The 25,650-nt window shown below is 59.2% G+C and carries 22 protein-coding genes and 1 tRNA gene; 19 read left to right on the top strand and 4 right to left on the bottom strand.

Features of this window, described 5'->3' with window-relative positions; all coding sequences use genetic code 11:
• The first annotated feature begins 12 nt into the window (after positions 1 to 12).
• From IRY30_RS08065 to IRY30_RS08055, 3 genes are all read left to right on the top strand, one after another.
• Entirely contained in the window at positions 13 to 1,488 is a 1,476-nt protein-coding gene (locus tag IRY30_RS08065; protein WP_228503154.1) for an amino acid permease, read from the top strand.
• Positions 1,489 to 1,590: 102 nt separating this feature from the next.
• Positions 1,591 to 3,471 (top strand): potassium transporter Kup, encoded by a 1,881-nt coding sequence (locus IRY30_RS08060; protein ID WP_309824545.1) that lies wholly within the window; start codon positions 1,591 to 1,593, stop codon positions 3,469 to 3,471.
• A gap of 14 nt (positions 3,472 to 3,485) precedes the next feature.
• Positions 3,486 to 4,061, top strand: a complete 576-nt coding sequence (locus IRY30_RS08055) for a hypothetical protein (protein ID WP_194556890.1) — start codon at positions 3,486 to 3,488, stop codon at positions 4,059 to 4,061.
• 22 nt (positions 4,062 to 4,083) lie between these two features.
• Here IRY30_RS08055 and IRY30_RS08050 read toward each other — a convergent pair whose 3' ends face one another.
• The gene (locus IRY30_RS08050; RefSeq protein ID WP_194556889.1) at positions 4,084 to 5,523 is read right to left on the bottom strand and encodes an alanine/glycine:cation symporter family protein; all 1,440 of its coding nucleotides are present in this window, start codon (positions 5,521 to 5,523) and stop codon (positions 4,084 to 4,086) included.
• Between the two features lie 179 nt (positions 5,524 to 5,702).
• Here IRY30_RS08050 and pgm point away from each other — a divergent pair, with 179 nt between their 5' ends.
• The 7 genes from pgm to IRY30_RS08015 all read left to right on the top strand — a co-directional run bounded on the left by pgm (position 5,703) and on the right by IRY30_RS08015 (position 11,876).
• On the top strand, positions 5,703 to 7,358 hold the full coding sequence (gene pgm / locus IRY30_RS08045) for a phosphoglucomutase (alpha-D-glucose-1,6-bisphosphate-dependent) (protein ID WP_194556888.1): 1,656 nt from the start codon (positions 5,703 to 5,705) through the stop codon (positions 7,356 to 7,358).
• A 163-nt stretch (positions 7,359 to 7,521) separates the two neighbouring features.
• The gene (locus tag IRY30_RS08040) at positions 7,522 to 8,256 is read left to right on the top strand and encodes a DsbA family protein (RefSeq protein WP_194556887.1); all 735 of its coding nucleotides are present in this window, start codon (positions 7,522 to 7,524) and stop codon (positions 8,254 to 8,256) included.
• Positions 8,257 to 8,431: 175 nt separating this feature from the next.
• Positions 8,432 to 8,504: transfer RNA gene (locus IRY30_RS08035), tRNA-Ala, on the top strand.
• A 4-nt stretch (positions 8,505 to 8,508) separates the two neighbouring features.
• Positions 8,509 to 8,871: a hypothetical protein gene (locus tag IRY30_RS08030; protein ID WP_194556886.1), complete on the top strand. Its 363-nt coding sequence runs from the start codon at positions 8,509 to 8,511 to the stop codon at positions 8,869 to 8,871.
• Positions 8,872 to 8,930: 59 nt separating this feature from the next.
• Positions 8,931 to 9,689, top strand: coding sequence for a SpaH/EbpB family LPXTG-anchored major pilin (locus IRY30_RS08025; protein WP_194556993.1), 759 nt, complete (start codon positions 8,931 to 8,933; stop codon positions 9,687 to 9,689).
• 147 nt (positions 9,690 to 9,836) lie between these two features.
• A complete protein-coding gene (locus tag IRY30_RS08020; RefSeq protein WP_194556885.1) occupies positions 9,837 to 10,931 on the top strand; it encodes a hypothetical protein in 1,095 nt (364 codons plus the stop codon).
• Between the two features lie 21 nt (positions 10,932 to 10,952).
• Positions 10,953 to 11,876: a class C sortase gene (locus tag IRY30_RS08015; RefSeq protein WP_194556884.1), complete on the top strand. Its 924-nt coding sequence runs from the start codon at positions 10,953 to 10,955 to the stop codon at positions 11,874 to 11,876.
• On the opposite strand, the gene nadE is transcribed toward IRY30_RS08015, so the two are convergent.
• Complete coding sequence (nadE, locus tag IRY30_RS08010; RefSeq protein ID WP_194556883.1) at positions 11,877 to 12,776, bottom strand: ammonia-dependent NAD(+) synthetase; 900 nt, start codon at positions 12,774 to 12,776, stop codon at positions 11,877 to 11,879.
• Between the two features lie 183 nt (positions 12,777 to 12,959).
• On the opposite strand from nadE, the gene ykgO reads away from it, so the two are divergent.
• The 6 genes from ykgO to nrdE all read left to right on the top strand — a co-directional run bounded on the left by ykgO (position 12,960) and on the right by nrdE (position 18,583).
• Positions 12,960 to 13,082 carry a type B 50S ribosomal protein L36 gene (gene ykgO / locus IRY30_RS08005; protein ID WP_012732041.1) on the top strand — a complete coding sequence of 41 codons (123 nt, stop codon included), beginning with the start codon at positions 12,960 to 12,962 and terminating at the stop codon, positions 13,080 to 13,082.
• Between the two features lie 133 nt (positions 13,083 to 13,215).
• The gene (locus IRY30_RS08000) at positions 13,216 to 13,785 is read left to right on the top strand and encodes a vitamin K epoxide reductase family protein (RefSeq protein ID WP_228503151.1); all 570 of its coding nucleotides are present in this window, start codon (positions 13,216 to 13,218) and stop codon (positions 13,783 to 13,785) included.
• Between the two features lie 347 nt (positions 13,786 to 14,132).
• Positions 14,133 to 14,363, top strand: coding sequence for a glutaredoxin-like protein NrdH (gene nrdH, locus IRY30_RS07995; protein WP_194556882.1), 231 nt, complete (start codon positions 14,133 to 14,135; stop codon positions 14,361 to 14,363).
• A gap of 129 nt (positions 14,364 to 14,492) precedes the next feature.
• Positions 14,493 to 15,866, top strand: coding sequence for an MFS transporter (locus IRY30_RS07990; protein ID WP_194556881.1), 1,374 nt, complete (start codon positions 14,493 to 14,495; stop codon positions 15,864 to 15,866).
• Positions 15,867 to 15,871: 5 nt separating this feature from the next.
• The gene (gene nrdI / locus IRY30_RS07985; protein ID WP_194556880.1) at positions 15,872 to 16,309 is read left to right on the top strand and encodes a class Ib ribonucleoside-diphosphate reductase assembly flavoprotein NrdI; all 438 of its coding nucleotides are present in this window, start codon (positions 15,872 to 15,874) and stop codon (positions 16,307 to 16,309) included.
• A 111-nt stretch (positions 16,310 to 16,420) separates the two neighbouring features.
• Complete coding sequence (gene nrdE, locus IRY30_RS07980) at positions 16,421 to 18,583, top strand: class 1b ribonucleoside-diphosphate reductase subunit alpha (RefSeq protein ID WP_194556879.1); 2,163 nt, start codon at positions 16,421 to 16,423, stop codon at positions 18,581 to 18,583.
• Positions 18,584 to 18,728: 145 nt separating this feature from the next.
• Here nrdE and IRY30_RS07975 read toward each other — a convergent pair whose 3' ends face one another.
• Positions 18,729 to 19,226: a ferritin gene (locus IRY30_RS07975; RefSeq protein WP_194556878.1), complete on the bottom strand. Its 498-nt coding sequence runs from the start codon at positions 19,224 to 19,226 to the stop codon at positions 18,729 to 18,731.
• Between the two features lie 318 nt (positions 19,227 to 19,544).
• On the opposite strand from IRY30_RS07975, the gene nrdF reads away from it, so the two are divergent.
• From nrdF to serB, 3 genes are all read left to right on the top strand, one after another.
• Positions 19,545 to 20,540, top strand: a complete 996-nt coding sequence (gene nrdF, locus IRY30_RS07970) for a class 1b ribonucleoside-diphosphate reductase subunit beta (RefSeq protein WP_194556877.1) — start codon at positions 19,545 to 19,547, stop codon at positions 20,538 to 20,540.
• 201 nt (positions 20,541 to 20,741) lie between these two features.
• A complete protein-coding gene (ctaD, locus tag IRY30_RS07965; protein ID WP_194556876.1) occupies positions 20,742 to 22,442 on the top strand; it encodes an aa3-type cytochrome oxidase subunit I in 1,701 nt (566 codons plus the stop codon).
• Positions 22,443 to 22,566: 124 nt separating this feature from the next.
• Entirely contained in the window at positions 22,567 to 23,925 is a 1,359-nt protein-coding gene (gene serB / locus IRY30_RS07960; protein WP_194556875.1) for a phosphoserine phosphatase SerB, read from the top strand.
• Here the strand turns inward: serB and IRY30_RS07955 are convergent.
• Positions 23,922 to 25,499 (bottom strand): AMP-binding protein, encoded by a 1,578-nt coding sequence (locus IRY30_RS07955; protein WP_194556874.1) that lies wholly within the window; start codon positions 25,497 to 25,499, stop codon positions 23,922 to 23,924. The genes serB and IRY30_RS07955 overlap by 4 nt on opposite strands.
• Positions 25,500 to 25,650: the final 151 nt, after the last annotated feature.

Genomic DNA, 25,650 nt, shown 5'->3' with positions numbered 1-25,650 from the left:
TGGGAGAGACTCATGGCGAATACTCCGCACCCTAACCAGGGATCAGACCGTTCGGGGACCGCAGCCACATCAGTGGCGCGACCCGTTTCCGGAATCGAGGGCAGCCTCGGCATGGCGGATCAGCACCTCGAACGCAGCCTGCAAAACCGCCACATCCAGCTGATCGCCATTGGTGGCGCCATCGGAACCGGTCTGTTCATGGGCTCGGGCAAGACCATCGCTACCGCCGGGCCGGCCATCCTGTTCGTCTACCTCTTGATTGGTGCGGCACTGTTCGTCTTCATGCGGGCAATGGGTGAGCTCCTGCTGGCCAATACCTCGGGTTCCTTCGCCGATCTCGCCACGCAGCTGATCGGCCCCTGGGCCGGGTTTGTGGTCGGCTGGTCGTACTGGCTCACCTGGGTGGTCACGGGAGTCGCGGACATGGTGGCCATCGTGGGGTACTCGCGTTTCTGGTGGGCGGATATTCCCGCGTGGATTCCCGTGGTGCTCACCGTGATGCTTCTGATCACCCTCAATGCCATGACGGTGAAGGCGTTCGGAGAGATCGAATTCTGGTTTGCCCTCGTCAAGATCCTGGCGATCGTTTCCCTGATTATCGTGGGCATTTGGATGGTCTTCCGCGGCCAGATCAATGAGGCCGGTACTGCTGCATCCGTGTCCAACCTGTGGAATCACGAGGGCATGTTCCCCCACGGCGTGTCTGGTTTCATCGCTGCCTTCCCCTTGGCCATCTTTGCCTTCTCCGGCATCGAGCTGGTCGGCACCACGGTGGCGGAAACCAAGGATCCCGAGGTCACCCTGCCCAAGGCCATCAACTCCATCCCGGTCCGCATCATGTTGTTCTACGTGCTTGCCCTGGCAGCCATCATGATGGTGACTCCGTGGAATCAGATCGATCCAGAGAAGTCTCCTTTCGTCACCATGTTCGCACTCACGGGATTGGGAGCCGCGGCCACCGTGGTGAACATCGTCGTGCTGTCCTCGGCGGCGTCGTCGGCAAACTCGGGTATTTATTCGACGTCACGCATGCTCTGGGGACTGGCCCATCAAGGCAGCGCTCCGGAACTGTTCGGCGTGCTCTCGCGCCGCCGGGTTCCGCTGAACGCCTTGTTCCTCTCCTGTGTCCTGCTGCTCACCTCGATCGTTCTCCTGTTGGCAGGGGATTCCGTCCTGGGAGCGTTCACCATGGTGACCGCGATGTCCGCAACCCTGTTCATGGTGACTTGGGCGTTCATCCTGGTGGCGTACTTGCGCCACCTCAAGCAGAACCCTGAGGCCCATCAGAAATCGACGTTCAAGTCCCCTGGCGGAGCAGTGGGTGCATGGCTCGTCCTGGCTTTCCTGGCCTGCATGGTGGTGATCTTGAGCATTGAGGCCGAGACCCGGATCGGGCTGATCGCCACGGCAGTGTGGATGGTCGGCATCACGGTGGTGGCCCGCCGCTCCACCAAAAACCACCCGAACGCAGCAGCTCACCACGCATAAATATTGCGGGGATATGCACGTTCGCAGCCCCCGGTAACCCCGAATTTGTTCCGGGGAATGAGTGAGTGACTTTAAATCTAGATCGGCGTAGAGTTTCCGTCCGTGAATAAGACACGTTCTGCCACGCTAGCGCTTGTGGTTTCCGCGCTAGGTGTGGTGTTTGGTGATATCGGCACCAGCCCCCTGTATTCGATGCAATCCATCTTCGCCTTGGACCACGGGTTAGTGGAAACTACCCGGGACAATATCTACGGGGTGGTTTCCACCATCTTCTGGGCGTTGCTGGTCATCGTGACCATCAAGTATGTGGCGCTCATCCTGCGCGCGGACAACGGCGGTGAAGGCGGCACCCTGGCGCTCACTGCACTGGTGGAGCGCTCGCTGAGCTCCTCCGCCCGCCGTTGGCGGCTCATCGCCCTGATGCTGGGAGCCATCGCTGCCAGCCTTTTCTACGGTGATTCCGTGATCACCCCGGCCATCTCTGTGATGTCAGCCATCGAAGGCATCGGGGTGGTCAACCCCAGCTTGGAGCACCTGGTGGTTCCATTGGGCGTGGCCATCATCGTGGTGTTGTTCTCCGCGCAGCGTTTCGGCACAGGCACGGTGGGCAGGGCGTTTGGCCCCATCATGGTGCTGTGGTTCTCGATCCTGGCCCTGCTCGGCATCGCGCAGATCGCGCAGCACCCTGGCGTGTTGTTCGCTCTCTCGCCGCACTTTGCTCTGAAGTTCATCCTGGGGGAGCCAGCCATCGCGTTCGTGGCTTTCGGATCCATCGTCCTCGCCGTCACCGGCGCGGAAGCGCTGTATGCGGACATGGGCCATTTCGGAAAATCCCCGATCCGCCGCGCGTGGATCTTCATGGTGTTCCCCTCGCTGGTCCTGAACTACCTGGGCCAGGCAGCGCTGCTCATCAACACGCCAGAAGCTAAATCCAACCCGTTCTTCCTCATGGCTCCATCGTGGGCGCAGCTTCCCCTGGTGCTCACGGCTACGGTGGCCACGGTCATCGCCTCCCAGGCGGTCATCTCTGGTGCGTTTTCCGTCTCCAAGCAGGCGCAGAACCTAGGCCTGCTGCCGCGTCTCACCATCCGTCAGACCTCCAGCGTGGAGCGCGGGCAGATCTATATCCCAGTGATCAACTGGCTGCTCTTCGTGGGCGTGGTGGCCTTGCTGCTCATCTTCCGCTCCTCCGAGCGCCTAGCCACCGCCTACGGCCTCGCGGTGACGGGCACGTTCCTCATGAGCACGTGCTTGTTCCTCATTTACGCCCGCATCGTGCGTCATTGGGCCGTGTGGAAACTGGTGCTGGCCGCCGTGGCCTTCGGCACGTTCGAGATCCTGTTCTTCACCGCAAACGCCGTCAAACTTTTCCATGGCGGTTGGATTCCTCTGACCATTGCCATCGTCATCGTGTTCCTCATGATCACCTGGCGGCAGGGTATGCGGATGCTCTTTAATCGACGCCGGGAAATCACCGAAGATTGGGATCGCTTCTTCGAGAGAGTTCGGGAGCAGAGAATCACGGTGCTCCCCGGAACCGCGGTGTACCTCCACCTCAATCCGGATACTCCGCCCATGGCGCTCGAGACGAATATCCGCTTCAACAAGATGATTCACGAGCGTGTTATCGTGCTCAGCATCCTCACCACCTCCTGGCCGCGGGTGTCCGAGGATCAGCGCATCACGGTGGATCGGGAATCTGCGGATCCGAATATCTGGTGGGTGACTGCCCGCTTTGGCTTCTTCGAATTCCCCAACCTGCAGTCCATCATCCCGGGCATGAAGGAAGCAGGGCTGACCATTTCCGAAAAGCCGTACTTCTTCACCTCGAAGATGAGCTTGGTGCAGGGGGAGAGCAGGGAAATGTCCCCGTGGCGCAAGCGCATTTTCTTCTTCCTCTACCGGAACCAGGCCCAGCCACTGGGCTACTTCAAGCTGCCACCTAAGCGAACCATGGCCTTTGATTCTCAGCTCACCTTGTAGTTAGGGTGGGGAACATGTTGAAGAATCGAACTGTTTCCCGGTCCGCCGCACTACTGGTTGCAACCCCACTCTTGGCGGCGAGCCTCGCTGCCTGTGGTGCAGAAGACACCACGCCTGGTGACGATAACTCCACACAGACCACGGTTACTGAGACTGCCTCTGCTCAGCCGTCTGAAAATACCGATGATGACGGTGCATCATCCGCCGAATCCGCCAGCAGCTCCCCGAGCGCTGCGGGTAACAGCGCGGAAAAGCCAGTCATCACGTTGAATGGCCAGCCGGTAGATAACACTGCGTTTGCTGAATCCCGCTGCGCGCGTGGGGAAGACGATGGCCGCCCGCAGATCGAGTACGAAGCCGGCACTCGTGGTTCCGATAATGAACTGGATATCGATATCGAGGAGGAAAGCCTTCGCCTCGATTCCCTGGAGCTGGAACTGGCCGGTGAAGAGTGGGAGGCAGATGACGCGGATAAGGCAGCTGCCAGCGTGGAAGGAACCGGTGATGGTTACGCGGTGAAGGCGCTGGCCACGAATGATGACACAAACGAAAAACGAGACCTCGAGGTCTCGTTTTCCTGTGCACTTTAAGCGTGCACTTTAAGCGCGAATCCTAGCTACGCCAGGGATTCTTCGTCTCCACCATGAACTGCTGGATGTCATCCGGGCGAGCGCGCAGAGTGGGGTCAAACTTGAGGTAGGCCTTGGTCTCGCGGACCACCAGGCCGGACAGCAGGATCAGGCCGATGAGGTTAGGCAGTGCCATCAGGCCATTGGCCAGGTCTGCGAAAGTCCATGCCAGCTCCAGTTCCGTGGTCGCACCCACGAACACCACGCAGGTGAAGATCATGCGGTAGGGCAGGGAAGCCCAGGAGCCCAGAGCACGCTCCGCGTTGCGCTCGCCATAGTAGGACCAGCCCAAGATGGTGGAGAACGCGAAGAACACGATGGAGACGGACACGATCGTCCCACCCCATTGGCTACCGATTCCCTGGGAGAACGCGGTTGAGGTCATCGTGCCAGCCGCATCCTTTCCTTCCTTCCATGCGCCAGTTGTGACGATGACCAAACCAGTCATGCTCACCACGATGAGGGTGTCGATGAACGTCTGAGTCATGGACACCAGGCCCTGGCGAACCGGGTGAGTGGTTTTCGCGGCGGCTGCCGCGATGGCTGCCGAGCCCATGCCGGATTCATTGGAGAAGATGCCGCGAGCCACACCCATCTGCAAAGCAATGATGATGGCAGAGCCCAGGAATCCGCCTACTGCTGCGGTGCCGGTGAAGGCGTCGCCAAAAATCAATCCCAGCGCCGCCGGAATTTCGGTGACGTGCATGCCAAGGACGACGAAGCCGCCCACCAGGTAAATGATGATCATCAGGGGGACGAACGCGCTGGTGACGCGGCCAATCGCGTGGACTCCGCCCAGCAGGACCGCGCCGACGAAGACAAACATCACCACGCCGCTGATCCACGGTTCAATATTGAAGGTGTCTTCGAGGCCGGTGGAGACCGCGTTGGCCTGGGTGAGGTTGCCGATGCCGAAGGAGGCGATGATCGCCGCGATGGTGAAGAACCAAGCCAGGAACTTGCCGAAACCTCCGGGGAGTCCGGCAGCCAGGTAGTACTGTGGCCCGCCGTTGATGTTGCCGCGGGAATCGCGGGTGCGGAAACGCACGCCGAGGAACGCCTCGCTGTACTTGGAGGCCATGCCCACCAGGCCGGTGACCCACATCCAGAACAACGCGCCGGGCCCGCCCACGCCAATGGCGGTGGCCACGCCCACGATGTTGCCCACGCCAACAGTGGCGGCGAGTGCGGTGGTCAGGGCCTGATATTGGGAAATATCGCCCTCGCCGCCTTCGTCATCGCGGTCGATCAAACCGTGGCGCAGTGCTACTCCGAGGTAGCGGAACTGGATTCCGGCGAGGCGGATGGTCAAGAAGAGGCCAGTGCCAAGCAACAGGGGGATGAGCAGGTACGGGCCCCACACAATCGAGTCGATGGCGCTGAGTTTCTCGTTGAGTCTTTCAGCAAATGAAACGTCAGTCATGGGAGAAATATACAAGTCGCTGTGAAATCTCTGTGAAGAATGGGCGAATTAACCTCCGGATTAACCACCGGGGGGTTCTGGTTTACCCAGCCAGCTCGGCGGATTTAGGGCAATCTGGAAGGTGGAGATTCACCCAACGCACTGTCATTTCCCGCGCACACCCTCCCAAGGAGCCCACCATGCACGCACGCGCCGGCCAGCCCGCTCGCCCTGAGGACCTCACCGACATTCCTGCCCTCCTGGATGCGTACACGAACATCCAGCCGGATCTTTCCGACGCCAACCAGCGCGTCACCTTCGGCACCTCCGGTCACCGCGGCAGTTCTTTCGACGGCGCCTTCAACGAAGCGCACATCCTGGCCACCACGCAGGCCATCGTGGATTACCGCCGGGAACAGGGCATTGAGGGCCCGTTGTACATCGGCAGGGATCCGCACGCGCTTTCTGAGCCAGCACTGCACACCGCGCTGGAGGTGCTAGCTGCCAATCGCGTGCACACTTTCGTGGATGCCGAGGATGGGTTCGTCCCCACCCCTGCCATTTCCTTCGCGATCTTGGAGCACAACAAAAAGGCGGACGGTGGCCCCACCGGCAACAGCTCCGCGCGCGCTGATGGCATCGTGATCACCCCATCCCACAACCCTCCCCGGGACGGCGGATTCAAGTACAACCCTCCGAGCGGCGGCCCAGCAGATTCCACGGCCACCAATTGGATCGCGGAAAAGGCCAACGCTTACTTGGATGCGGGGCTCGCCGGGGTAAACAGGAGCAGCTCCACGGAAGGTATTGAGAAGCACGACTATTTACGCGCTTACGTGGACGCACTCCCAGAGGTAGTGGACCTGGCAGCCATCCGCGAAGCCGGCGTGCGCATTGGTGCGGACCCCATGGGTGGCGCGTCCGTGGCGTACTGGGGACGGATCGCCGAGGTGCACAATCTGGACCTGACCGTGGTGAACGATGCGGTGGATCCCGCTTTTGGATTCATGACCTTGGATTCCGATGGGAAGATCCGCATGGATTGTTCTTCGCCTGCGGCGATGGCGTCGTTGGTCAATGCGGTGGCCGGGCAGGAGGCCAGTGTCTATGACATTGCGACGGGTAACGACGCCGACTCTGACCGCCACGGGATCGTCACCCCAGATGCTGGTTTGATGAACCCGAACCATTACCTCGCGGTGGCGGTTGACTACTTGTTCTCTCACCGGAAGAACTGGCCGGCTTCTGCGGCAGTGGGCAAGACCCTGGTGAGCTCCACGATGATTGACCGCGTGGTGCAGGGACTGGGCCGCGAGCTGATGGAAGTTCCCGTGGGCTTCAAGTGGTTCGTGCCGGGGCTGGTGGATGGTTCCGTGGGCTTCGGCGGTGAGGAATCCGCCGGTGCGTCCTTCCTGCGGATGGATGGCACGGTCTGGTCCACCGATAAGGATGGAATCATTGCGAACCTGCTGGCCAGCGAGATTTTGGCGGTGACGGGCAAGTCTCCTTCTCAGCGCTATGTGGAACTGACTGAGCGCTATGGCGCGCCCACGTATTCCCGTATCGACGCGCCGGCGGATAGGGAACAGCGCGAAACCTTGAAGAAGCTCAGCGCATCTGATGTGAGCGCCAGCGAGTTGGCGGGGGAGGAGATCACCGCGATTCTCACCGAAGCTCCGGGCAATGGGGCAGCCATCGGCGGGTTGAAGGTAACCACCGAGAGCGCCTGGTTCGCGGCTCGCCCTTCCGGCACGGAGGACAAGTACAAGATCTACGCGGAGTCCTTCAAGGGTCAAGAACACGTGGATCAGGTTCTGCAGGAAGCGCAATCTGTGATCGACCACGTTCTGAGTTAGGAACTCGCTGGCAATTGACGCTTTTTGCACCCAGAGACTAGAGGTGAATCAGCTTTCGCATTAGGGTAGGTGCTTGTTGATCTTTGTGTTATTGCGCAAACCGTGCAGTTGGAACGGAAGATCAGAACTTCTCAACTAGCCCTCCGGGAAAGGATTCGCGTCAGTGAGCCAGAAGATTAAAGCGCCAAATTCCAAAGGTGGCAATGGATTCCTTTGGGTCATCGTCGCCATCCTTGCGATTGCCGCTGTAGTGATCGGACTGTTTGTCTACAAGAACAACGGTTCTGACAAGCTCGCCGAGGAAATGCCGCAGCAGGACGTGAACTTCACGGTCTCGCGCGAAGATAACTCTGTGGTGTTGGCTTCCAAAGACGTGAAGGACGATGCTCCCACGGTGGAGATCTTCGAGGACTTCTCTTGCCCTCACTGTGCTGATCTGGTGAAAGCGGACAAGGAAGATTCCTACAAGGCTCTCAACGAGGGCAAGGTGAAGATCCGTTTCAACTTCCTGAACTTCCTGGATGATGGCAACCCTGGCTCCTCCACCCGAGGCGCAGCTGTGGCTCTGGCACTGGCAGATACCGGCAATGCCAAGGCTTTCTGGAACGCGCACAACTACTACATGGAGAACCAGGCCACCGTGGCACGCAGCTGGGAGTACGAGGACTTCGCGAACTCTGTGAAGGGTTACGGCCTGGATGATTCCGTGGTGGAATCCATCAAGAACGGCGAAGTGCAGGACAAGGCGCTTGACGTGACGAAGGCCAACGCGGATGACCTGACTAAGCGCATCGGTTCTGTTTCTTCCCCAGTGGTGTTTGTTGATGGCAAGCAGTTCCAGATCAAGATGGGTGAAGACCGCAAGCCAGTTTCCTGGGTTCCTGAGGTAGTGAAGTAACCCTTTGCTAGTTCTCTAGCCCTGCTTTTAACTCTCGCCAGTTCGGCCCGTGAGATACGGCGCTGAACTGGCGATTTGTTTGGGAAACAGCCGTTCATGTAGCTTAAAAGAACGTTCAAGACACCGCTTGAGTGTCAACCGGTTTCCGGTTGATGAGCTGGGGCGATAATTGCTCGGGGCTATGGCGCAGCTGGTAGCGCACCACACTGGCAGTGTGGGGGTCAGGGGTTCGAGTCCCCTTAGCTCCACAGATTGATTTCTGAGATTTATCTTCTCGGGCTTTCATTATCTAAGGATAGTGAGGGCCCGAGTTTTTTGTTTGTGAGCTGCGGGGACTCAGTAGATGGCTTTTGCCAAACTTACGGTGGCCGCCAAGTGCAGCAGGGGGATACCTACTTCCGGTTGGAGGTGTTCAGTCAAACGGGATCTGAGGGTTATGACTTGATGGGGCTGACACAGCAACAGATTATTGACGACGTCATTGATCGATATGCCGCTCACAATGCTTTCCTGCAATTATCGGCAGCTACCGATGCGGAGCCCTTCCTCACGCCAGCGACTCCTCCAGTAGCTGAGCCAGCGTTGTTGGAGGGAGCGCCCAATGCGGAAATTTAAACACCCGGAGATGCGATTGAAGCAGATATTTCCGCAGGTGAGAAGGTGAAGGCGTTACTCTGACTCCTGCCGATTACACCATCACGTACGACGCAAACACCCTGCGTGTGAACTTCACCGACTCCGGCTTAACCGCTCTGGAGAATGCCCGCAAGACCAACGCAAAACTGCAGGTCGTTGTGAAATTCCAAGCCCAGGTAGTGTCCATTCCTACCAGTGGCAGCATCACTAACACTGCGGTTGTTGAACTTCCCAATGGCGGTCGCATTGATACAGATGTCGATGGGTCGGCTACCAACACCCTGTTCGGTAACTTGACCATCAATAAGACGAGTTCTGAAGCCGGAAACCTCGCTGGAGCAGAGTTCCAGCTGTACCAGTGTGTACAGAATGCCGGCAAGTGGACCGTGCAGAGCGGCGCTCTCAACATGGCAACTGGTGCAACCGCAGCTACAGGTGACGTGGCTACGACGATCGCTACCGTCGATACCAACACTGGAGACACCGCAGCAGTTGCCAATGGCTACGGAATTCCCCTCTTGTCCAACTCCGGATCTGCCGGTTCTCAGGTGAACACCTACTGTGTCGTGGAAACCAAGGCTCCAGATACTTACGTCCGTAACCCAGAGCCACAGCCGGTCAGCGTTGATACGACTGCCCGCACCCTGACCGCCAACGTGGAAAACCACAAGGATTCCATCCTCGGACAGCTGCCCGCCACCGGTGCATGGGGAATTGGTCTGATCTTCCTCATCGGCCTGGCCCTGCTGGCACGCGGCCTGTACACCAGCTACCGGGATAGCAAGGCAACTGCCTAATACAGCCCCCACAGGGCAAGCATCTGCGAGAAGACTCTTCTCTCAGATGTGAGTAAGAGAAAGGTCGACGCCATGGTTGGACGTCACACCAAGCACAGCCCAGCATCCCGCGGGCACAGTGCGAATGGAGTGGGGACAAACTCAGCGGTGACGTCGAAAAAAAAGAAGAAGACAAACCCCAGGTCGGTTATCTACATCGTTCTCGGGATGCTGGTTCTCCTGACCCCCGTGGGGCTTACCCACTATAAGAACGAAGAACAGCACCAAATCGCGGAACGCTACTCTCAAGAAGTTTCCGAGATGGATACGCGAGAGCGAGATGCGATGCTGCAATCGGCCAGGGAATACAACGAACGTCTGCCGGAATTCGGGGCACCCGATCCATGGGTGCACGGGGTGGATACTCAGTCTCCCGGTTATAAGGATTACCGTAGCCAACTCGATGTGAACTCCGTTCTGGATGTGAAATCCTCCGGTGAGCGGATCACGGACGTCCAGGTCAATAACGCTGGTGCGGACCCTGACCACCCCAATGCGGAAAATGGACGCAGCATCTCCTTTACTGTGTTGCCAGTGACCTCGGCGGGCGATACCTCGAACGGTGGCTCCGCGTGGACCGTCGCTGCTGTCAACCGCTTCCCGAGCATTGACGTGGAAAAAACCATCGATGGCTCACCAATCGGGGCCGTGGGTTCCGCACTCTTTGACACCGTGGTTCTGGCGGATGATGCCACTTCGATGCACATGACCTACAAGATCAAGAACAACGGAGGCATGAACCTCTCCGCCTTCCACATCAAGGATGAGTCCCTATCCGGCCGCACCCTCACGAATGCTGCCGGGACTAAGCTCACGGTCGGGGCAGATGGAGTGATCCCTGCAGACTTCTGCGCCATCAACGCGGTGGAGCTGCAAGGCGGGGGAGAGCACACATGCTCCTTCGATGTGGAAATCACCGAGCCGAAGGACAAGTACTTCAGCTACAAGGGTGCCGTGACCGTCTCCGCCACCGCAGCTCAAGGAACAGTGTCCGATACCGATGAGTTCGGTGCTATCCGCCTGCAGCAGGCTCTCGGATGGATGTTGCCAGACACCGGCATGCAGACCCTGGTGCTGTTTATTCTGCTGGGACTGCTCGCTGTGGCCTATGGCGTATACCGTTACCTTCGCACCAAGGATGAAGATGACGAGGAGGAACTCTCCGAGGATTGGGCTGAAGAGTCGGAAGCAGATGAGAACTAAACGTTGAGGAGTGCGGAGCGGGTGGCGTCGAAGGCCAAAAAGGCACCGAAGAAAACCCAGAAGACGAGGAAGAACCGGGATCTGATCTGGATCTTCCTCGGGGTGATTATTCTGCTGTACCCGATCGTGGCCACCCAGTACAACGATTACAAGCTGAACAAGCAGGCGCAGCAGTACTCGGACAACGTGCAGTCCATCGAGCCCAATGAGCGCGTGGCGCAGTACCTGCGGGAGGCGGAGCAGTACAACGCTGATCTCGCAGCCGAAGGGCACTACGCGCGCCCGGCAAACGAGCAGAACCCGGATTTCCAGCGCTACATGGACACGCTGAACCCGCCGGAAACTCAGGGCGTGATCGCGCGCATTACCATCCCGGAAATCCACGTTGATCTGCCGATCTTCCACACCACCAACCCCTCCGTGCTGTATCACGGTGCGGGCCACATGTACGGCAGTGATCTGCCCGTGGGAGGCGACGCCACCAACTCCGTGATCTCAGCCCACACAGGCATGGTGAATGCCTCGATGTTCGATAACCTCCGCAACCTGAAAAACGGCGACGAGGTGAAGATCGAGGTCATGGGCAAGAACCTGCGCTATGGCGTGGTGGGCCAGCAGGTGGTCAAGCCCGAGGATTACGATGCCGTAACCTATGAGCAGGGCAAGGACAAGATCACTCTCATCACCTGTACGCCCTACGGCATCAATACGGATCGTTTGCTGGTCACCGCGGGGCGTCTGCCCGATGATTCGAGCGCGCAGCAGGGCCACGGCTGGCGGCCGGTGCTCAGCTGGTGGATGATCCTGGATCTGATCCTCATCGGGCTGGTGTTGCTGTTGGTGGCCTACAAGGAATGGAAGCGACGCCAGACCCGCAAGCGCAAGCGTGAACTAGCCGCGGCGGAGGCTTTGGGGTCGACGCCAGAAGTCAGCACCTCCGAGTAGCTATTCTTCCTGCGTCTCCAGCCACCAGTCGTTCGCTGGGGTGACTGGCAGGTGGCGCTTGTGACGACTGCGGAACCACAGCTGCTCGATCCGCGCTGCTGCCTCGGCGGAGATGTCATCTCCATTCTCGGTGCTTTGCAGGTAGCCATCGATGTCCCTGTAGGTCACGCCCAAGGCCGTTTCATCCGCCAAGGCTGGGCGATCCTCCTCGAGGTCCGCGGTGGGGACCTTCTTCCAGGTGGATTCCGGGGCACCCAGGTACTCCAGGATGGCTGCGCCTTGGCTCTTGGTCAGGCCGGCCAGGGGGACGAGGTCAGCGGCGCCATCCCCGTGCTTGGTGTAAAAACCCGTCACGGCTTCGGCGGCATGATCCGTGCCCACCACGAGCCCGCCGACCTCGCCAGCGATCGCGTACTGCGCCACCATGCGTTCCCTGGCCTTGATATTGCCCTTGTTGAAGTCCGTGACCTTTTCGATGCCGAGTGCTCGCGCGGTGGCGGCTGCGGAGGCATCCACCGCGTCCTTAATATTGACCACCACGCTCTGGGTGGGCTCGATGAACTCCAGGGCAGTCTGCGCATCGTCTTCATCGGCCTGCACGCCGTAGGGAAGGCGCACGGCAATGAAGCGGTACTGGGAGTCCTGCGCCGTATTGGCCACGGTAGGGGAGACAGAGGTGGTATCCGCCTCCGTACCATTGAGGCGCTCCACCGCGAGCTGGCACAGCCTGCCAGCCAGCGTGGAATCCTGCCCGCCGGAGATACCCAAAACCAAGGCGCGGGCGCCGGTGGACTTGAGATAATCAGCGATGAACGCAATGCGCTGTTCCGCCTCATCTGCTGGGACAATAAAAGGCTGAACATTAAGTTCCGCGACGATGCGGGAATGCAGGGAAGTCATGCCTTGATGGTAGCGCGGATGGTAGCGCGCGTCAGGACACCGCATTTTGTTCACTGGAGGAACTTGGGTAGAGTTACCTCTTGTGTTTGTGCTCGGTGCGTGTCAGGTACCGCCGAGCCGCTGGAACCTTGCGGTGTAACTGCCGTTGACCAGCACTTCCGACGTAGTAGAAAGGAGCGCCCAATGAAGGTTCGTAAATCCCTTCGGTCGCTAAAGAACAAGCCGGGCGCTCAGGTTGTGCGTCGCCACGGCAAGGTCTTCGTGATCAACAAGAAGGATCCGCGCTTCAAGGCTCGCCAGGGTTAATTCCCTTTCAGGTCGCGCAGATCTCATAGTGCCACCTCACCCCCTGTTGCTCCCTTAAGAGCTGCAGGGGGTTTTGTGCGCGTAGGCTAAGATCCCATCTAGAGTTTGCATCTCACGATCGGGAGTCCCTAGCATGAAAACCATTCCAGCCACACGAGTATTCGCACTGACCATGCTGGTGCTCGCCACCATCGGTCTCGCGTTCTCCGCGCTGATCATGCATGACAAGGTCCAGCTGTTGCTGGATTCCAGCTTCACTCCCGCGTGCACCCTCAACGAAGTGATTTCCTGCACCGATGTGATGCAGTCCGATCAAGCCTCCACTTTCGGCTTCGCCAATCCCTTCCTGGGAATCATCGGCTTCCCAGTGGTGATGACACTTGCCGTGGTGCTGGCGTGCGGAATCCGCCTGCCGCGCTGGATCTGGATCGCCACTGCCGTGGGGTTGGGCCTGGGTGTGGTGTTCGTCCACTACCTGGCCTACGCGGCGGTTTACGAGATCGTGGCGCTGTGCCCGTATTGCATGGTGGTGTGGGTAGTCATGCTGGCGCTGTTCGTGATGGTGGTGGCTCACCTCTCCAGGGAGAAGCGTCGCGCGGCAGGGGAGGACGTGGCGCACAGCATCTTCAGCCCAGCCCTGCTGATCCTGGTGGCCTGGTACATGGGCTTCGCCGCAGTGATCCTGGAGCAGTTCGTTTTCTAGCTGAAGCGCTCGCCCGCTTTAATTCTCCCGCCCGCGCGAAAGTTCCAGGTGGAATCCACGCGGGAGAATTACAAGAATGTTTTTTGGTGGGCAATATCTAGTGGTCGCAGATTTGACCACCTGCAGATTTCCCTCAAAAAACCACTATATATGGGGCTTACGCGCGTGTAGTTGCGCAAAATATTGTGTTTGTGTGGGTTGTGCGGGGTGTGGGAGGTGTGTAATCTCAGGGAAGTCACACACGCTGTAGGGCGTGAGGAATTGACGCGAGAGATTGCGTCGAAAAAAACTTGAAAACCACCACACACCTCGCGCCATCAGCAGGGTCTTTCTAGGAGAAGAAGAACATGATCACCCTTTACACCAAGCCAGCTTGCGTCCAGTGCACCGCTACCAAGCGTGCCCTCGATAAGGCCGGACTGGAGTACAACACGGTGGACATCAGCCTGGATGATGAAGCACGCGATTACGTCATGGCAATGGGTCACCTGCAGGCTCCTGTGATCGTGGCCGGCGATGAGAACTGGTCCGGCTACCGCCCAGACCGCATCCGCGCGCTGACCGCCGCTGCAGCTTAAAGCTCTCCGTTCCTCTCCGGAGAGAGGGCACATTTCCAGCCGGTCAACGCGTGCCGGCTGGTTTTTTGATTGCGGGGCATATGTCAGGTACATGCGCGCCGAAAGTTTTGCAGGACGAAGGTAGATAACATGGCTGTGCGCTCGTTGCTGGCGGATACCACTCCGCTGAAGCACGATGACTTCCGCCGCCTCTGGGTGGCGAACATCGTCACGGTCATTGGCGCACAGCTGAACATCCTCGCCGTCCCCGCGCAGATCTACGTGATCACCGGCAGCTCAGGTTACGTGGGGCTTTCCGGCCTGTTCGGCCTTGTCCCGCTGATCATCTTCGGCCTCTATGGCGGCTCTCTGGCCGACGTGATGGATCGACGAATCCTGCTGCACATCACCACCATCGGCATGATCGTCACCGCAGCGGGATTTTGGTTGCAAGCCGCGTTCAGCATCAACAATGTGTGGTTGATCCTTAGTCTGTTTGCTCTGCAGCAGGCATTCTTCGCCATTAACCAGCCCACGCGAACCACCATCATTCCCAAGCTCGTGGGCAAGGAGAACATTGCCCCGGCCGTCAGCCTGAACATGACTGTCATGCAGGCAGGGGCAATCGTGGGCCCATTGGTGGGCGGTGCGCTGATCCCCCTGCTGGGTTTCTCCTGGCTCTACTTCCTGGATTTCCTCGCGCTGTTCGCCACCCTGTGGGCCGTGCATAAGCTACCCGCGCTGCGTCCGGATACGGACTTGCAGGAGGAAGACGCATCGAACAAGCGCGCCGGCATGGCCTCTGTGCTGCAGGGATTCGCCTTCCTGGTTACCCAGCCGATCATCCTCATGACCTTCGTGGTGGACATCATCGCCATGGTCTTCGGCATGCCGCGCGCGCTGATCCCGCAGATGTCTCACGTGGACTTCGGCGAGCCAGCCGAGGGCGGAATGATGTATGCCCTGCTGTTCGCAGCCTTGCCCATCGGCGCTGTGCTCGGCGGAATATTCTCCGGGCGCATCACCAATATTCCCCGCCGAGGGCTGGGAGTCACCATCGCTGTGCTGGTCTGGGGCGCGGCGATCGTGGTGATGGGTTTTGCCGTAACTCAAGCCCAGGGTGTCATCGGGCTGTGGGCGGCCATCGCTTTCTTCGCCTTTGCCGTGGGAGGTGCTGCGGATATGTTCAGCGCGGTGCTGCGCTCCACCATGCTGCAAGAGGGTGCCACGGATGCCATGCGCGGTCGGCTGCAGGGAGTGTTCATCGTGGTTGTGGCAGGCGGCCCCCGCATCGCAGACATCCTCCACGGATCCGCCGGTACCACGATGTCCGCGGGTGCAGTCACGGCGTGGGGAGGCGTGCTGGTGATTCTCGGCACGCTGGTCGCCATGGCGCTGGTACCGCGCTTCCTCACCTGGACTTCCCATGAGGCGCCACTGGTAGCCGCTGGGAATGGGGTAGAAGGCGGCAGGGGTGGCGTCGAAAAGAAAGAAAAGAAGCTCTCGAAACAGGAAAGGATATGATCCGCATGCTGATCACATACTTCTCCTCGACCTCAGAAAATACCCACCGGTTCGTGCAAAAGCTCGGGATCAAGAACAAACGGATCCCGCTGCGGAAAGCAGACCCGGAGCTGGTGGTGGACGAGCCGCACGTGCTGATCGTTCCCACCTACGGCGGGGGAGCGGGAATGGTGGGCGATCTCAGCCGGCCGGTGCCCAAACAGGTGATCCGCTTCCTCAACAACGAGCACAATCGCGAGCTACTGCGCGGGGTGATCGCTGCGGGAAACCTCAACTTCGGCCCGGATTTCTGCAAGGCGGGAGACATCGTGGCGGCCAAATGCCAGGTGCCTTACCTCTACCGCTTTGAGCTGATGGGAAACGACGAAGACCTGCGGCTCATCAAGCAAGGGTTAGAGCAGTTTGAAAGCGAACTCCGCCACGAGGGACGGTGGAATCCGTAACATGAAATAGAACAGCCCGTGGTTCGATAGAACTACAGATGCCCGTGACAGACGTGGCCCGCCACCATGGCGAAGCGCCGAAAAATGAAACACAAGCAGGAGAATTCTGGGATGACAAGCACTGAATTAGGAAAAACCGTGGCGGAGCCCGTGAGCCCGACCGAACAAATGGATTACCACGCGCTCAACGCGATGCTCAACCTCTATGACGAGCAGGGTCACATCCAGTTTGAGAAGGACCGCGAGGCCGCGAACCAGTTCTTCCTGCAGCACGTCAACCAGAACACGGTCTACTTCCACGACCTGGAAGAGAAGATCGATTACCTCGTGGAGAACAAGTACTACGATCCAGCCGTGCTGGAAAAGTACGATTTCCCCTTCGTGAAATCCCTGTTCAAGCGCGCATATGCCAAGAAGTTCCGCTTCCAGAGCTTCCTCGGTGCGTACAAGTACTACACTTCTTACACCCTGAAGACCTTTGATGGCCGCCGTTACCTCGAGCGCTTTGAGGACCGTGTGTCCATGGTCGCGCTGGGTCTGGCGGATGGCGATCGCACCCTGGCTGAGGCCCTGGTTGATGAAATCATCGATGGTCGTTTCCAGCCGGCGACGCCTACCTTCCTCAACATCGGCAAAGCCCAACGCGGTGAGCCCGTGTCCTGTTTCTTGCTGCGTGTTGAGGACAACATGGAGTCCATCGGCCGCTCCATCAACTCCGCGCTACAGCTTTCCAAGCGCGGCGGCGGTGTGGCCCTGCTGCTCTCCAATATCCGCGAGCACGGTGCGCCGATTAAGCACATCGAAAACCAGTCTTCCGGCGTGATCCCCGTGATGAAGCTGCTGGAAGATGCCTTCAGCTATGCCAACCAGCTGGGTGCCCGCCAGGGCGCCGGAGCGGTGTACCTGCACGCGCACCACCCAGATATCCTGCGCTTCCTGGATACCAAGCGCGAGAACGCAGATGAGAAGATCCGCATCAAGACGCTCTCCCTGGGCGTGGTCATCCCGGATATCACCTTTGAGCTGGCACGTCGCAACGATGACATGTACCTGTTCTCCCCATACGACGTGGAGCGCATCTACGGCAAGCCTTTCGCGGATGTTTCCGTGACCGAGCACTACGAAGAGATGGTGGAAGACCCACGCATCTCCAAGAAGAAGATCAACGCGCGCCAGTTCTTCCAGACCCTGGCAGAGATCCAGTTCGAGTCCGGTTACCCGTACATCATGTTCGAGGACACCGTGAACAAGGCCAACCCGATCGAAGGCCGCATCACGCACTCCAACTTGTGCTCGGAAATCCTGCAGGTCTCCACCCCGTCCGTATTTAACGACGACCTGACCTATGACACCGTGGGCGATGACATCTCCTGCAACCTGGGCTCCATGAACATCGCCCGCGCGATGGATTCCGAGGACTTCTCCCGCACTATCGATACCGCCATCCGCGGCCTGACCGCAGTGGCTGACCAGACCAGCATCGATTCCGTGCCTTCTATCCGCCAGGGAAACAACAACTCCCACGCCATCGGCCTGGGTCAGATGAACCTGCACGGCTACTTGGGCCGCGAGCACATCCACTACGGATCAGAAGAAGCCCTGGACTTCACCAACGTCTACTTCGCAGCCGTGATGTTCGAGGCCATCAAATCCTCCAACAAGATCGCCGCAGAGCGTGGAGAGAAGTTCACTAACTTCGAAAACTCCGAGTACGCCACCGGGGAATTCTTCGATCGCTACAACGTTGCGGACTTCCAGCCCACCACTGAGCGGGTCAAGGAGATTTTCCAGAACTCCACCGTGCAGATCCCTGACCAGCAGGCATGGGATGAGCTGCGCGCATCCGTGCAGAAGCACGGCCTGTACAACCGCAACCTGCAGGCAGTTCCTCCCACCGGATCGATCTCCTACATCAACAACTCCACGTCCTCGATCCACCCGATCGCCTCGAAGATCGAGATTCGCAAGGAGGGCAAGATTGGTCGTGTGTACTACCCAGCTCCGTACATGACCAACGAAAACCTGGATTACTACCAGGATGCGTATGAGATCGGTTACGAGAAGATCATCGACACCTACGCGGTAGCCACCAAGTACGTGGACCAGGGACTCTCCCTGACGCTGTTCTTCAAGGACACCGCCACCACGCGCGATATCAACCGCGCGCAGATCTACGCATGGCGCAAGGGCATCAAGACCATCTACTACATCCGTCTGCGCCAGACCGCGCTGATGGGCACTGAGGTAGAGGGCTGCGTGAGCTGCATGCTCTAGCTTTGACTCGAGCTTGAGCCCGGCGCTCTGACTCGAGCTCCCGCCCGGGGGTTTGTGCCTTGGGGGGGTTGCCCCTCGAGACGCGGAAAAGCCCGCCGACACCAAGAATGGTGTTGGCGGGCTTTGGTGTTTCCGGAGAAGTTATTTACTCAGGATCGCGGGTGCCCAGCTCTGCATCGATGCGCAGGAGACCGGAGCCATCGTTGCCGGTGATCTTGATGCGATCCAGGATCTCACCAACGGTGGCTTCTTCTTCGATCTGCTCGTCGAGGAACCAGTTCAGCAGGGAGCGGGAATCAATGTCCCCGACCTTGTCTGCGGTGCGGGTGAGCTCGCGGATCATCTCAGAAACCTTCTGCTCGTGAGCCAGGGAGGCCTCGAAAGCTTCCTGAGGAGAATCGATCTTCAGCTCTGGGACAGAAATATCGGTGAGCAGAACGCGCTCTCCACGATCCAGCAGGTGCTGGGCGAACTTCTGTGCGTGCTCGCGCTCTTCGCCAGCCTGAGCGAACATCCAGTCGCGCATGCCGGGGAAGCTCATACGATCCAGCTCGTACGCAAGCTGGGTGTAGATCAGTGCCGCTTGGTGCTCGGCGCTGACTTGTTGGTTCAGTTGCTCGGAAAAAGTCTCGTTAATAGTCATGACACGAAGTATAGGTAGTGTTTCAGACTTCGCGCTAGGATTAGTAGCCTTGCCTAATGGCAGGTTAGGCAAACATAGACGCAGGCTATGAGTGGGATGGGGGAACTGTCTTCTTGAAGCTCATAGGCTTAACTGGGGGAGAGGTGGCGTCGGAAAGAAAGAAGACCCCGCCCCCGTTTTCCCAACGGTCACGAACAGGTAACATTGGGCAACGTTGCGATAATTTTCGCCCAACCTAAACATTTTCATCGTGAAAGATGGCTTGAACTGCGCAAACTCCTCTGAGTTGAGCGCGGTAGAAATACGAGGAATGGTCCCATGAGCAACTCCGCTCCGAAGTCGCCCGCGCACCACCAGTCCGGCTCCCCGGTCACGGGAATCAACTGGAACAGCATCCCTGACGACAAAGACTTGGAAGTCTGGGATCGCCTGACCGCCAACTTCTGGCTGCCAGAAAAGGTGCCCCTGTCCAACGATGTGCCCAGCTGGCACACCCTCAACGACATTGAGCGCCAGACCACCATGCGTGTGTTCACCGGCCTGACGATGCTGGACACCATCCAGGGCACGGTGGGCGCGGTCAAGCTCATTGAAGATTCCCTCACAATGCATGAGGAAGCCGTGTTCACGAACATCGCCTTCATGGAGAGCGTGCATGCGAAGTCTTATTCCTCCATCTTCATGACCCTGGCCAGCACGCCGGAGACTAACGACGCCTTCCGCTGGTCAGAGGAAAACGAGAAGCTGCAGACCAAGGCGGATATCATCCTCAACTTCTACGAGGGTGATGATCCGATGAAGCGGAAGATCGCCTCCGTGCTGCTGGAGAGCTTCCTGTTCTACTCCGGTTTCTACCTCCCCATGTACTGGTCTTCCCACGCCAAGCTGACCAACACCGCGGACATCATTCGCCTGATCATTCGCGATGAGTCCGTGCACGGTTACTACATCGGCTACAAGTATCAGCGTGCGCTGGAGCAGGAGACCCCGGAGCGCCAGCAGGAGCTCAAGGATCACGCCTTCGAGCTGATGTTTGACCTCTACGACAATGAGGCGCAGTACACCGAGGATCTCTATGACGAGCTCGGGTGGACCGAGGATGTGAAGCGCTTCCTGCGCTACAACGCCAACAAGGCGCTGAACAACCTGGGCTACGAAGGACTGTTCCCGGAAGAGGAGACTCGTGTGTCCCCGGCCATCTTGTCCGCCCTGAACCCCGGTGGTGACGAGAATCACGACTTCTTCTCCGGATCCGGTTCTTCCTATGTGATCGGCAAGGCCGAGAACACCACGGACGATGACTGGGACTTTTAAGTCCGAATTTAGTCACCCCCAAAATGTGTGTAACCACGCTTCGCGAGGTGGTTGGACTATTTATATCGACCGCGAAGCATTAACATGAGATTATTACCAGCCACTGTCAGCGATTATTGACGATTGTCGCAGCCAGCGGACAGGAAAACACATTGAATGGTGTGCACGACGAGCACATCATTGCGTAGTCAGGAGGAGTCAATGACCGCTGTAGCGCCACGGGAAGGCCGTGAGGTCGCCCCGAGCCGGCCAGCGCCGCTCAACGAGCAGGGTCGTCTGGGCAGTAAAGCCTGGATGATGCTGACCACGACGGACCATAAGCAGTTGGGCATCATGTACTTGATCATGTCCTTCAGCTTCTTCCTGATCGGTGGCCTCATGGCCCTGCTCATCCGTCTGGAGCTGTTCCAGCCAGGCCTTCAATTCCTATCAAACGAGCAGTTCAACCAGCTGTTCACCATGCACGGCACCATCATGTTGCTGCTGTACGGTTCCCCCATGGTCTTCGGCTTCGCGAACTACGTGATGCCACTGCAGATCGGCGCACCGGACGTGGCATTCCCACGTCTGAACGCCCTGGGCTTCTGGCTGACCACCGCCGGCGGCATCATCATGCTGACCGGCTTCCTCACCCCAGGTGGCGCAGCAGACTTCGGTTGGACCATGTACCAGCCACTGGCTAACCCAGTGCACTCCCCAGGTGTGGGCTCTGACCTCTGGATCCTCGGCGTGGGTGTCGGTGGCGTGGGCACCATCGCCTCCGCAGTGAACATGATCACCACCATCCTGTGTCTTCGTGCACCGGGCATGACCATGTTCCGCATGCCAATCTTCACCTGGAACATCCTGGTGACCTCCCTCCTGGTTCTGCTGATCTTCCCACTGCTGACCGCAGCTGCACTGGGCGTGCTCTACGACCGCAAGCTGGGCGGCCTGATCTATGACACCGCCAACGGTGGCGCCATCCTCTGGCAGCACCTGTTCTGGTTCTTCGGCCACCCTGAGGTGTACATCCTCGCACTGCCGTTCTTCGGCATCGTGTCCGAGATCTTCCCAGTGTTCTCCCGCAAGCCAATGTTCGGCTACGTGGGCTTGGTCTTCGCAACCTTGTCCATCGCCGCACTGTCCTTGGCCGTATGGGCACACCACATGTTCGTGACCGGCGCCGTCATGCTTCCGTTCTTCGGATTCATGACCTACCTGATCGCTGTGCCAACCGGCCTGAAGTTCTTCAACTGGCTCGGCACCATGTGGAAGGGTCGCCTGACCTTCGAAACCCCAATGGTCTTCTCCCTGGGCTTCTTCTCCACCTTCCTCTTTGGTGGACTGACCGGCATCATGATGGCCTCCCCAGCACTGGACTTCCACATCTCGGATACCTACTTCATCGTTGCTCACTTCCACTACACCCTCTTCGGAACCGTGGCCTTCGCATCCTTCGCCGGAATCTACTTCTGGTTCCCGAAGATGACCGGCCGCATGCTGGACGAGAAGCTGGGCAAGCTGCACTTCTGGTTGACCTTCATCGGCTTCCACACCACGTTCCTCATCCAGCACTGGGTGGGTAACCTGGGTATGCCACGCCGTTACGCTGACTACCTGGAAACCGACGGTTTCACCATCTACAACCAGGTATCCACCATCGGCGCACTGACCCTGGCAGTTTCCGTACTGCCATTCCTGTGGAACGTGTTCAAGTCCTACCGCTACGGTGAGGTCGTTACCGTGGATGACCCATGGGGCTACGGCAACTCCCTGGAGTGGGCAACCTCTTGCCCTCCTCCACGCCACAACTTCACCACCATGCCGCGAATCCGCTCCGAGCGCCCAGCGTTCGAGCTGCACTACCCGCACATGGTCAAGCGTATGCGCGACGAAGCCCACATCGGCCGTCACTTTTAAAGCTCCACAGTCCACAACTGCAGTGCTTTAAAAACAAAAGCCACACCCCAACTACGCGGGGTGTGGCTTTTGCCATATCGTAATCTTGCAGAAGACCCAACCACTCAAGCAGAAGCACAGGACAATGAACCCTGAATCCACCCCCAGCTCTTCCCAGACAGCAGCCACGGAAACAGCAGCCACGCAGACAGCCCCGGAAACCCAGGGTCTGCACGCGGATGAAGAATTCGCCGGCACCGTAGCCGATGCCATCGGTGAAGGGCTCGCCCCCGCGCTCATCACCGTCACAGGGCCAGACCGCCCAGGCGTGACCGCGGCCTTCTTCCGCATGCTCTCCTCCTACAGCGTGCAACTGCTGGACGTAGAACAATCCATCTTCCGGGGCAATCTGTCCCTGGCGGCACTGGCTGGCGTCGAAAAGGAGAATCTGGACTCCATGCGCGATGGGCTCCAGGCCACCCTGAGCTCTTATGGAATGGGCGTGCAGGTGCAGGTGGACCGGGATCTGGAATCCACCCGCCCACGTTCCACGCACGTGATGGTGGTTATTGGCCGGCCGGTTACTGCGGTGCATATCTCGCAGATTGGTCAGACGCTCGCGGATTATGGGGCGAACATCGATAGCATCCACGGGATCGCCGATTACCCCGTCACCGGCCTGGAGCTGGAACTTACTGTGCCGGACGCTTCCCCGGGTGGTGGAGTGCCGCTGCGCAAGGCTCTGGCTGAATTGACCAGCGATATCGGGGTGGATATCGCCACCGAGCGGGCGGGTCTGTCACGGCGGGCAAAGCGTTTGATTTGTTTCGACGTCGACTCGACCCTCATCCAGCATGAGGTCATCGAGATGCTGGCTGCCTACGCGGGCAGGGAAGAACAAGTGGCTGCGGTGACCGAAAGGGCCATGCGCGGAGAGCTGGACTTTGCTGAATCCCTCCACGAACGGGTCAAAGCCCTGGCTGGTTTGGATGCTTCAGTGGTGGACAAGGTGGCCAGGGACATCAAGCTCACCCCGGGTGCGCGCACCACCATCCGCACGCTGAAGCGCCTGGGTTACAAGGCTGGGGTGGTTTCCGGCGGGTTCATTCAGGTGATTGAGCCACTGGCTCGCGAGCTGGAACTGGATTTCGCCCGCGCCAACACGCTGGAGATCGTGGACGGCAAGCTCACCGGACGGGTGATTGGCCCGGTGATTGATAGGAAGGCCAAGGCGGAATCCCTCAAGGAGTTCGCATGGTCCAACGGAATCCAGCTGCACCAGACCGTGGCCGTGGGCGATGGAGCCAATGACATCGACATGCTCTCCACCGCCGGGCTGGGCATCGCGTTCAACGCGAAGCCAGCGCTGCAGGAAGTGGCGGACGCCTCCGTGAACCATCCCTTCCTCGACCAGGTGCTGTTCCTGCTGGGAATTTCCCGCCACGAGATCGAGGATGCGGATCTGCGCGACGGTACCTACCGCCGCGTGCCGCTGCGGGGCTAGCGGGAGGTTTCGCGCTGCTTGAGTTCGCGACGCAAAATCTTGCCCGTCGCGGACTTGGGGATTTGCTCGAGGAACTCGAGCTCGCGAATCTTCTTGTACGGAGCCACGCGCGCGGCCACGTGAGCGATGATTGCGGCCCTTTCCTCCTCGGTGGCTTCCACGCCTGGCTGCAGAACCACGAATCCCTTGGGGATTTCCTCGCCCTCGCGCTGCACGCCGATCGCGGCTGAATCAGCCACATTCGGGTGCGTGAGCAACGCGGCTTCCAGCTCAGCCGGGGGAACCTGGTAGCCCTTGTACTTGATGAGCTCCTTGAGTCGATCCACGATGAACACGTGACCCTGAGCGTTCTGCACGGCGAGGTCTCCCGTGCGCAGCCAGCCATCATCGGTCAGGGTGGCGGCCGTTTCCGCAGGCCGGTTCAGGTAACCGCGCATTACCTGTGGGCCGTGGATCCATAGCTCGCCCACTTCGGAAAGTTCTTCACCGGTCGGGAGCTCAACCTCGGCCAGCGTCTCCGGGTCCACCAATTTGTGCGAGGTGTTGGCTACGGCCTCGCCGATGGCTCCGCGGTCATACTCGGGCTTGATGTTGATGTGGGTCATGGGGGAGGTCTCCGTCATCCCGTATCCCTGCTGCATGTGCACGCCCAAGCGGTTTTCCACCGCGGCAGCGAGATCCGCGTTCAAGCTGGCAGCACCCGAGAAGAATGCACGCAGCGAGGAGAGGTCATAGTTGTCCACCGCAGGGTGCTTCGCCAGCAGGACCGCGATGGGTGGGGCGATGAAGGAGAACGTGACGTTGTAGCGCTGGTGGGCGCTCAGGAAGCTCTCCACCTCGAAGCGTGGCAAGGTCACCAGCGTGGCACCAGCGGCCAACGTGAGATTGACCAGAGCCGTCAGCCCATAGATATGGAAGAACGGCAGCACGCCGAACACCACGTCATCTTTCTTCACCAACCCCATGGCCTTGGCCTGCGTGACGTTCATCACCAGGTTCTCGTGCGTCAGCTGCACTCCCTTGGGCAGGGCAGTGGTGCCAGAAGAGTAGGGAAGAGCTGCCAAGTGGGTGGCGCTGTCGATATTGACGGAGGGAGCCGTGCGGCGTTCAGCGAACCACTGTTTGAGGCCGTTGTTGGCGTCGAGAAAAACGACATGCTCCACCCCAACCTGCTTGGCGGCGTTGGCCGACGCCTCCCCCACGGCCGCAACTGTAAGCAGCATGGACGCGCCGCAATCCTCGAGCTGGGCGACGATGGAGTCTTCCGTGGCCAGCAGGGAGACGGGAGACAGGACAGCGCCGAGGCGCCAGACAGCGTGCGCGGCCACCACGAATGCCAGAGAATTGGGGCAGTGGAGTGCCACCACGTCACCGGGCTTGATGCCGAGATCGTAGAGGGCGCCTGCGGCTGATTCGGTGTAGGCACGCAGCTCTGCGTAGGTGGTTTCCGAGCCACTGGCCGCATCGATGATGGCCACCTTGTTCTCGGTTTCTGGATTGATATCGCCGTAGAGGAGTTCGAAGAGCCCGAGTTGTGGGGATTCGATATCCGGTTGCTTACTGGTCACTGGCATGTGGTTCTCCTTGGTTGGGATCCGGGACGCACCAAGCCTAGTTTGTTTTGGATAGCAAAGGTTTATATTGCGCGAATATCAGGGTGACGTGCAGGGGGCTTGGGTGGGAGAGGGCGTGAACAGCCAATTTGTGCCGATCCGTGCACTCTCT

Origin of the sequence: Corynebacterium suicordis DSM 45110, assembly GCF_015351405.1 — a bacterium.
Classification (GTDB): Bacteria; Actinomycetota; Actinomycetes; order Mycobacteriales; family Mycobacteriaceae; genus Corynebacterium; species Corynebacterium suicordis.
Note: the sequence above shows the minus strand (reverse complement) of the source record. Positions and strands in the feature narration are given on the sequence as shown.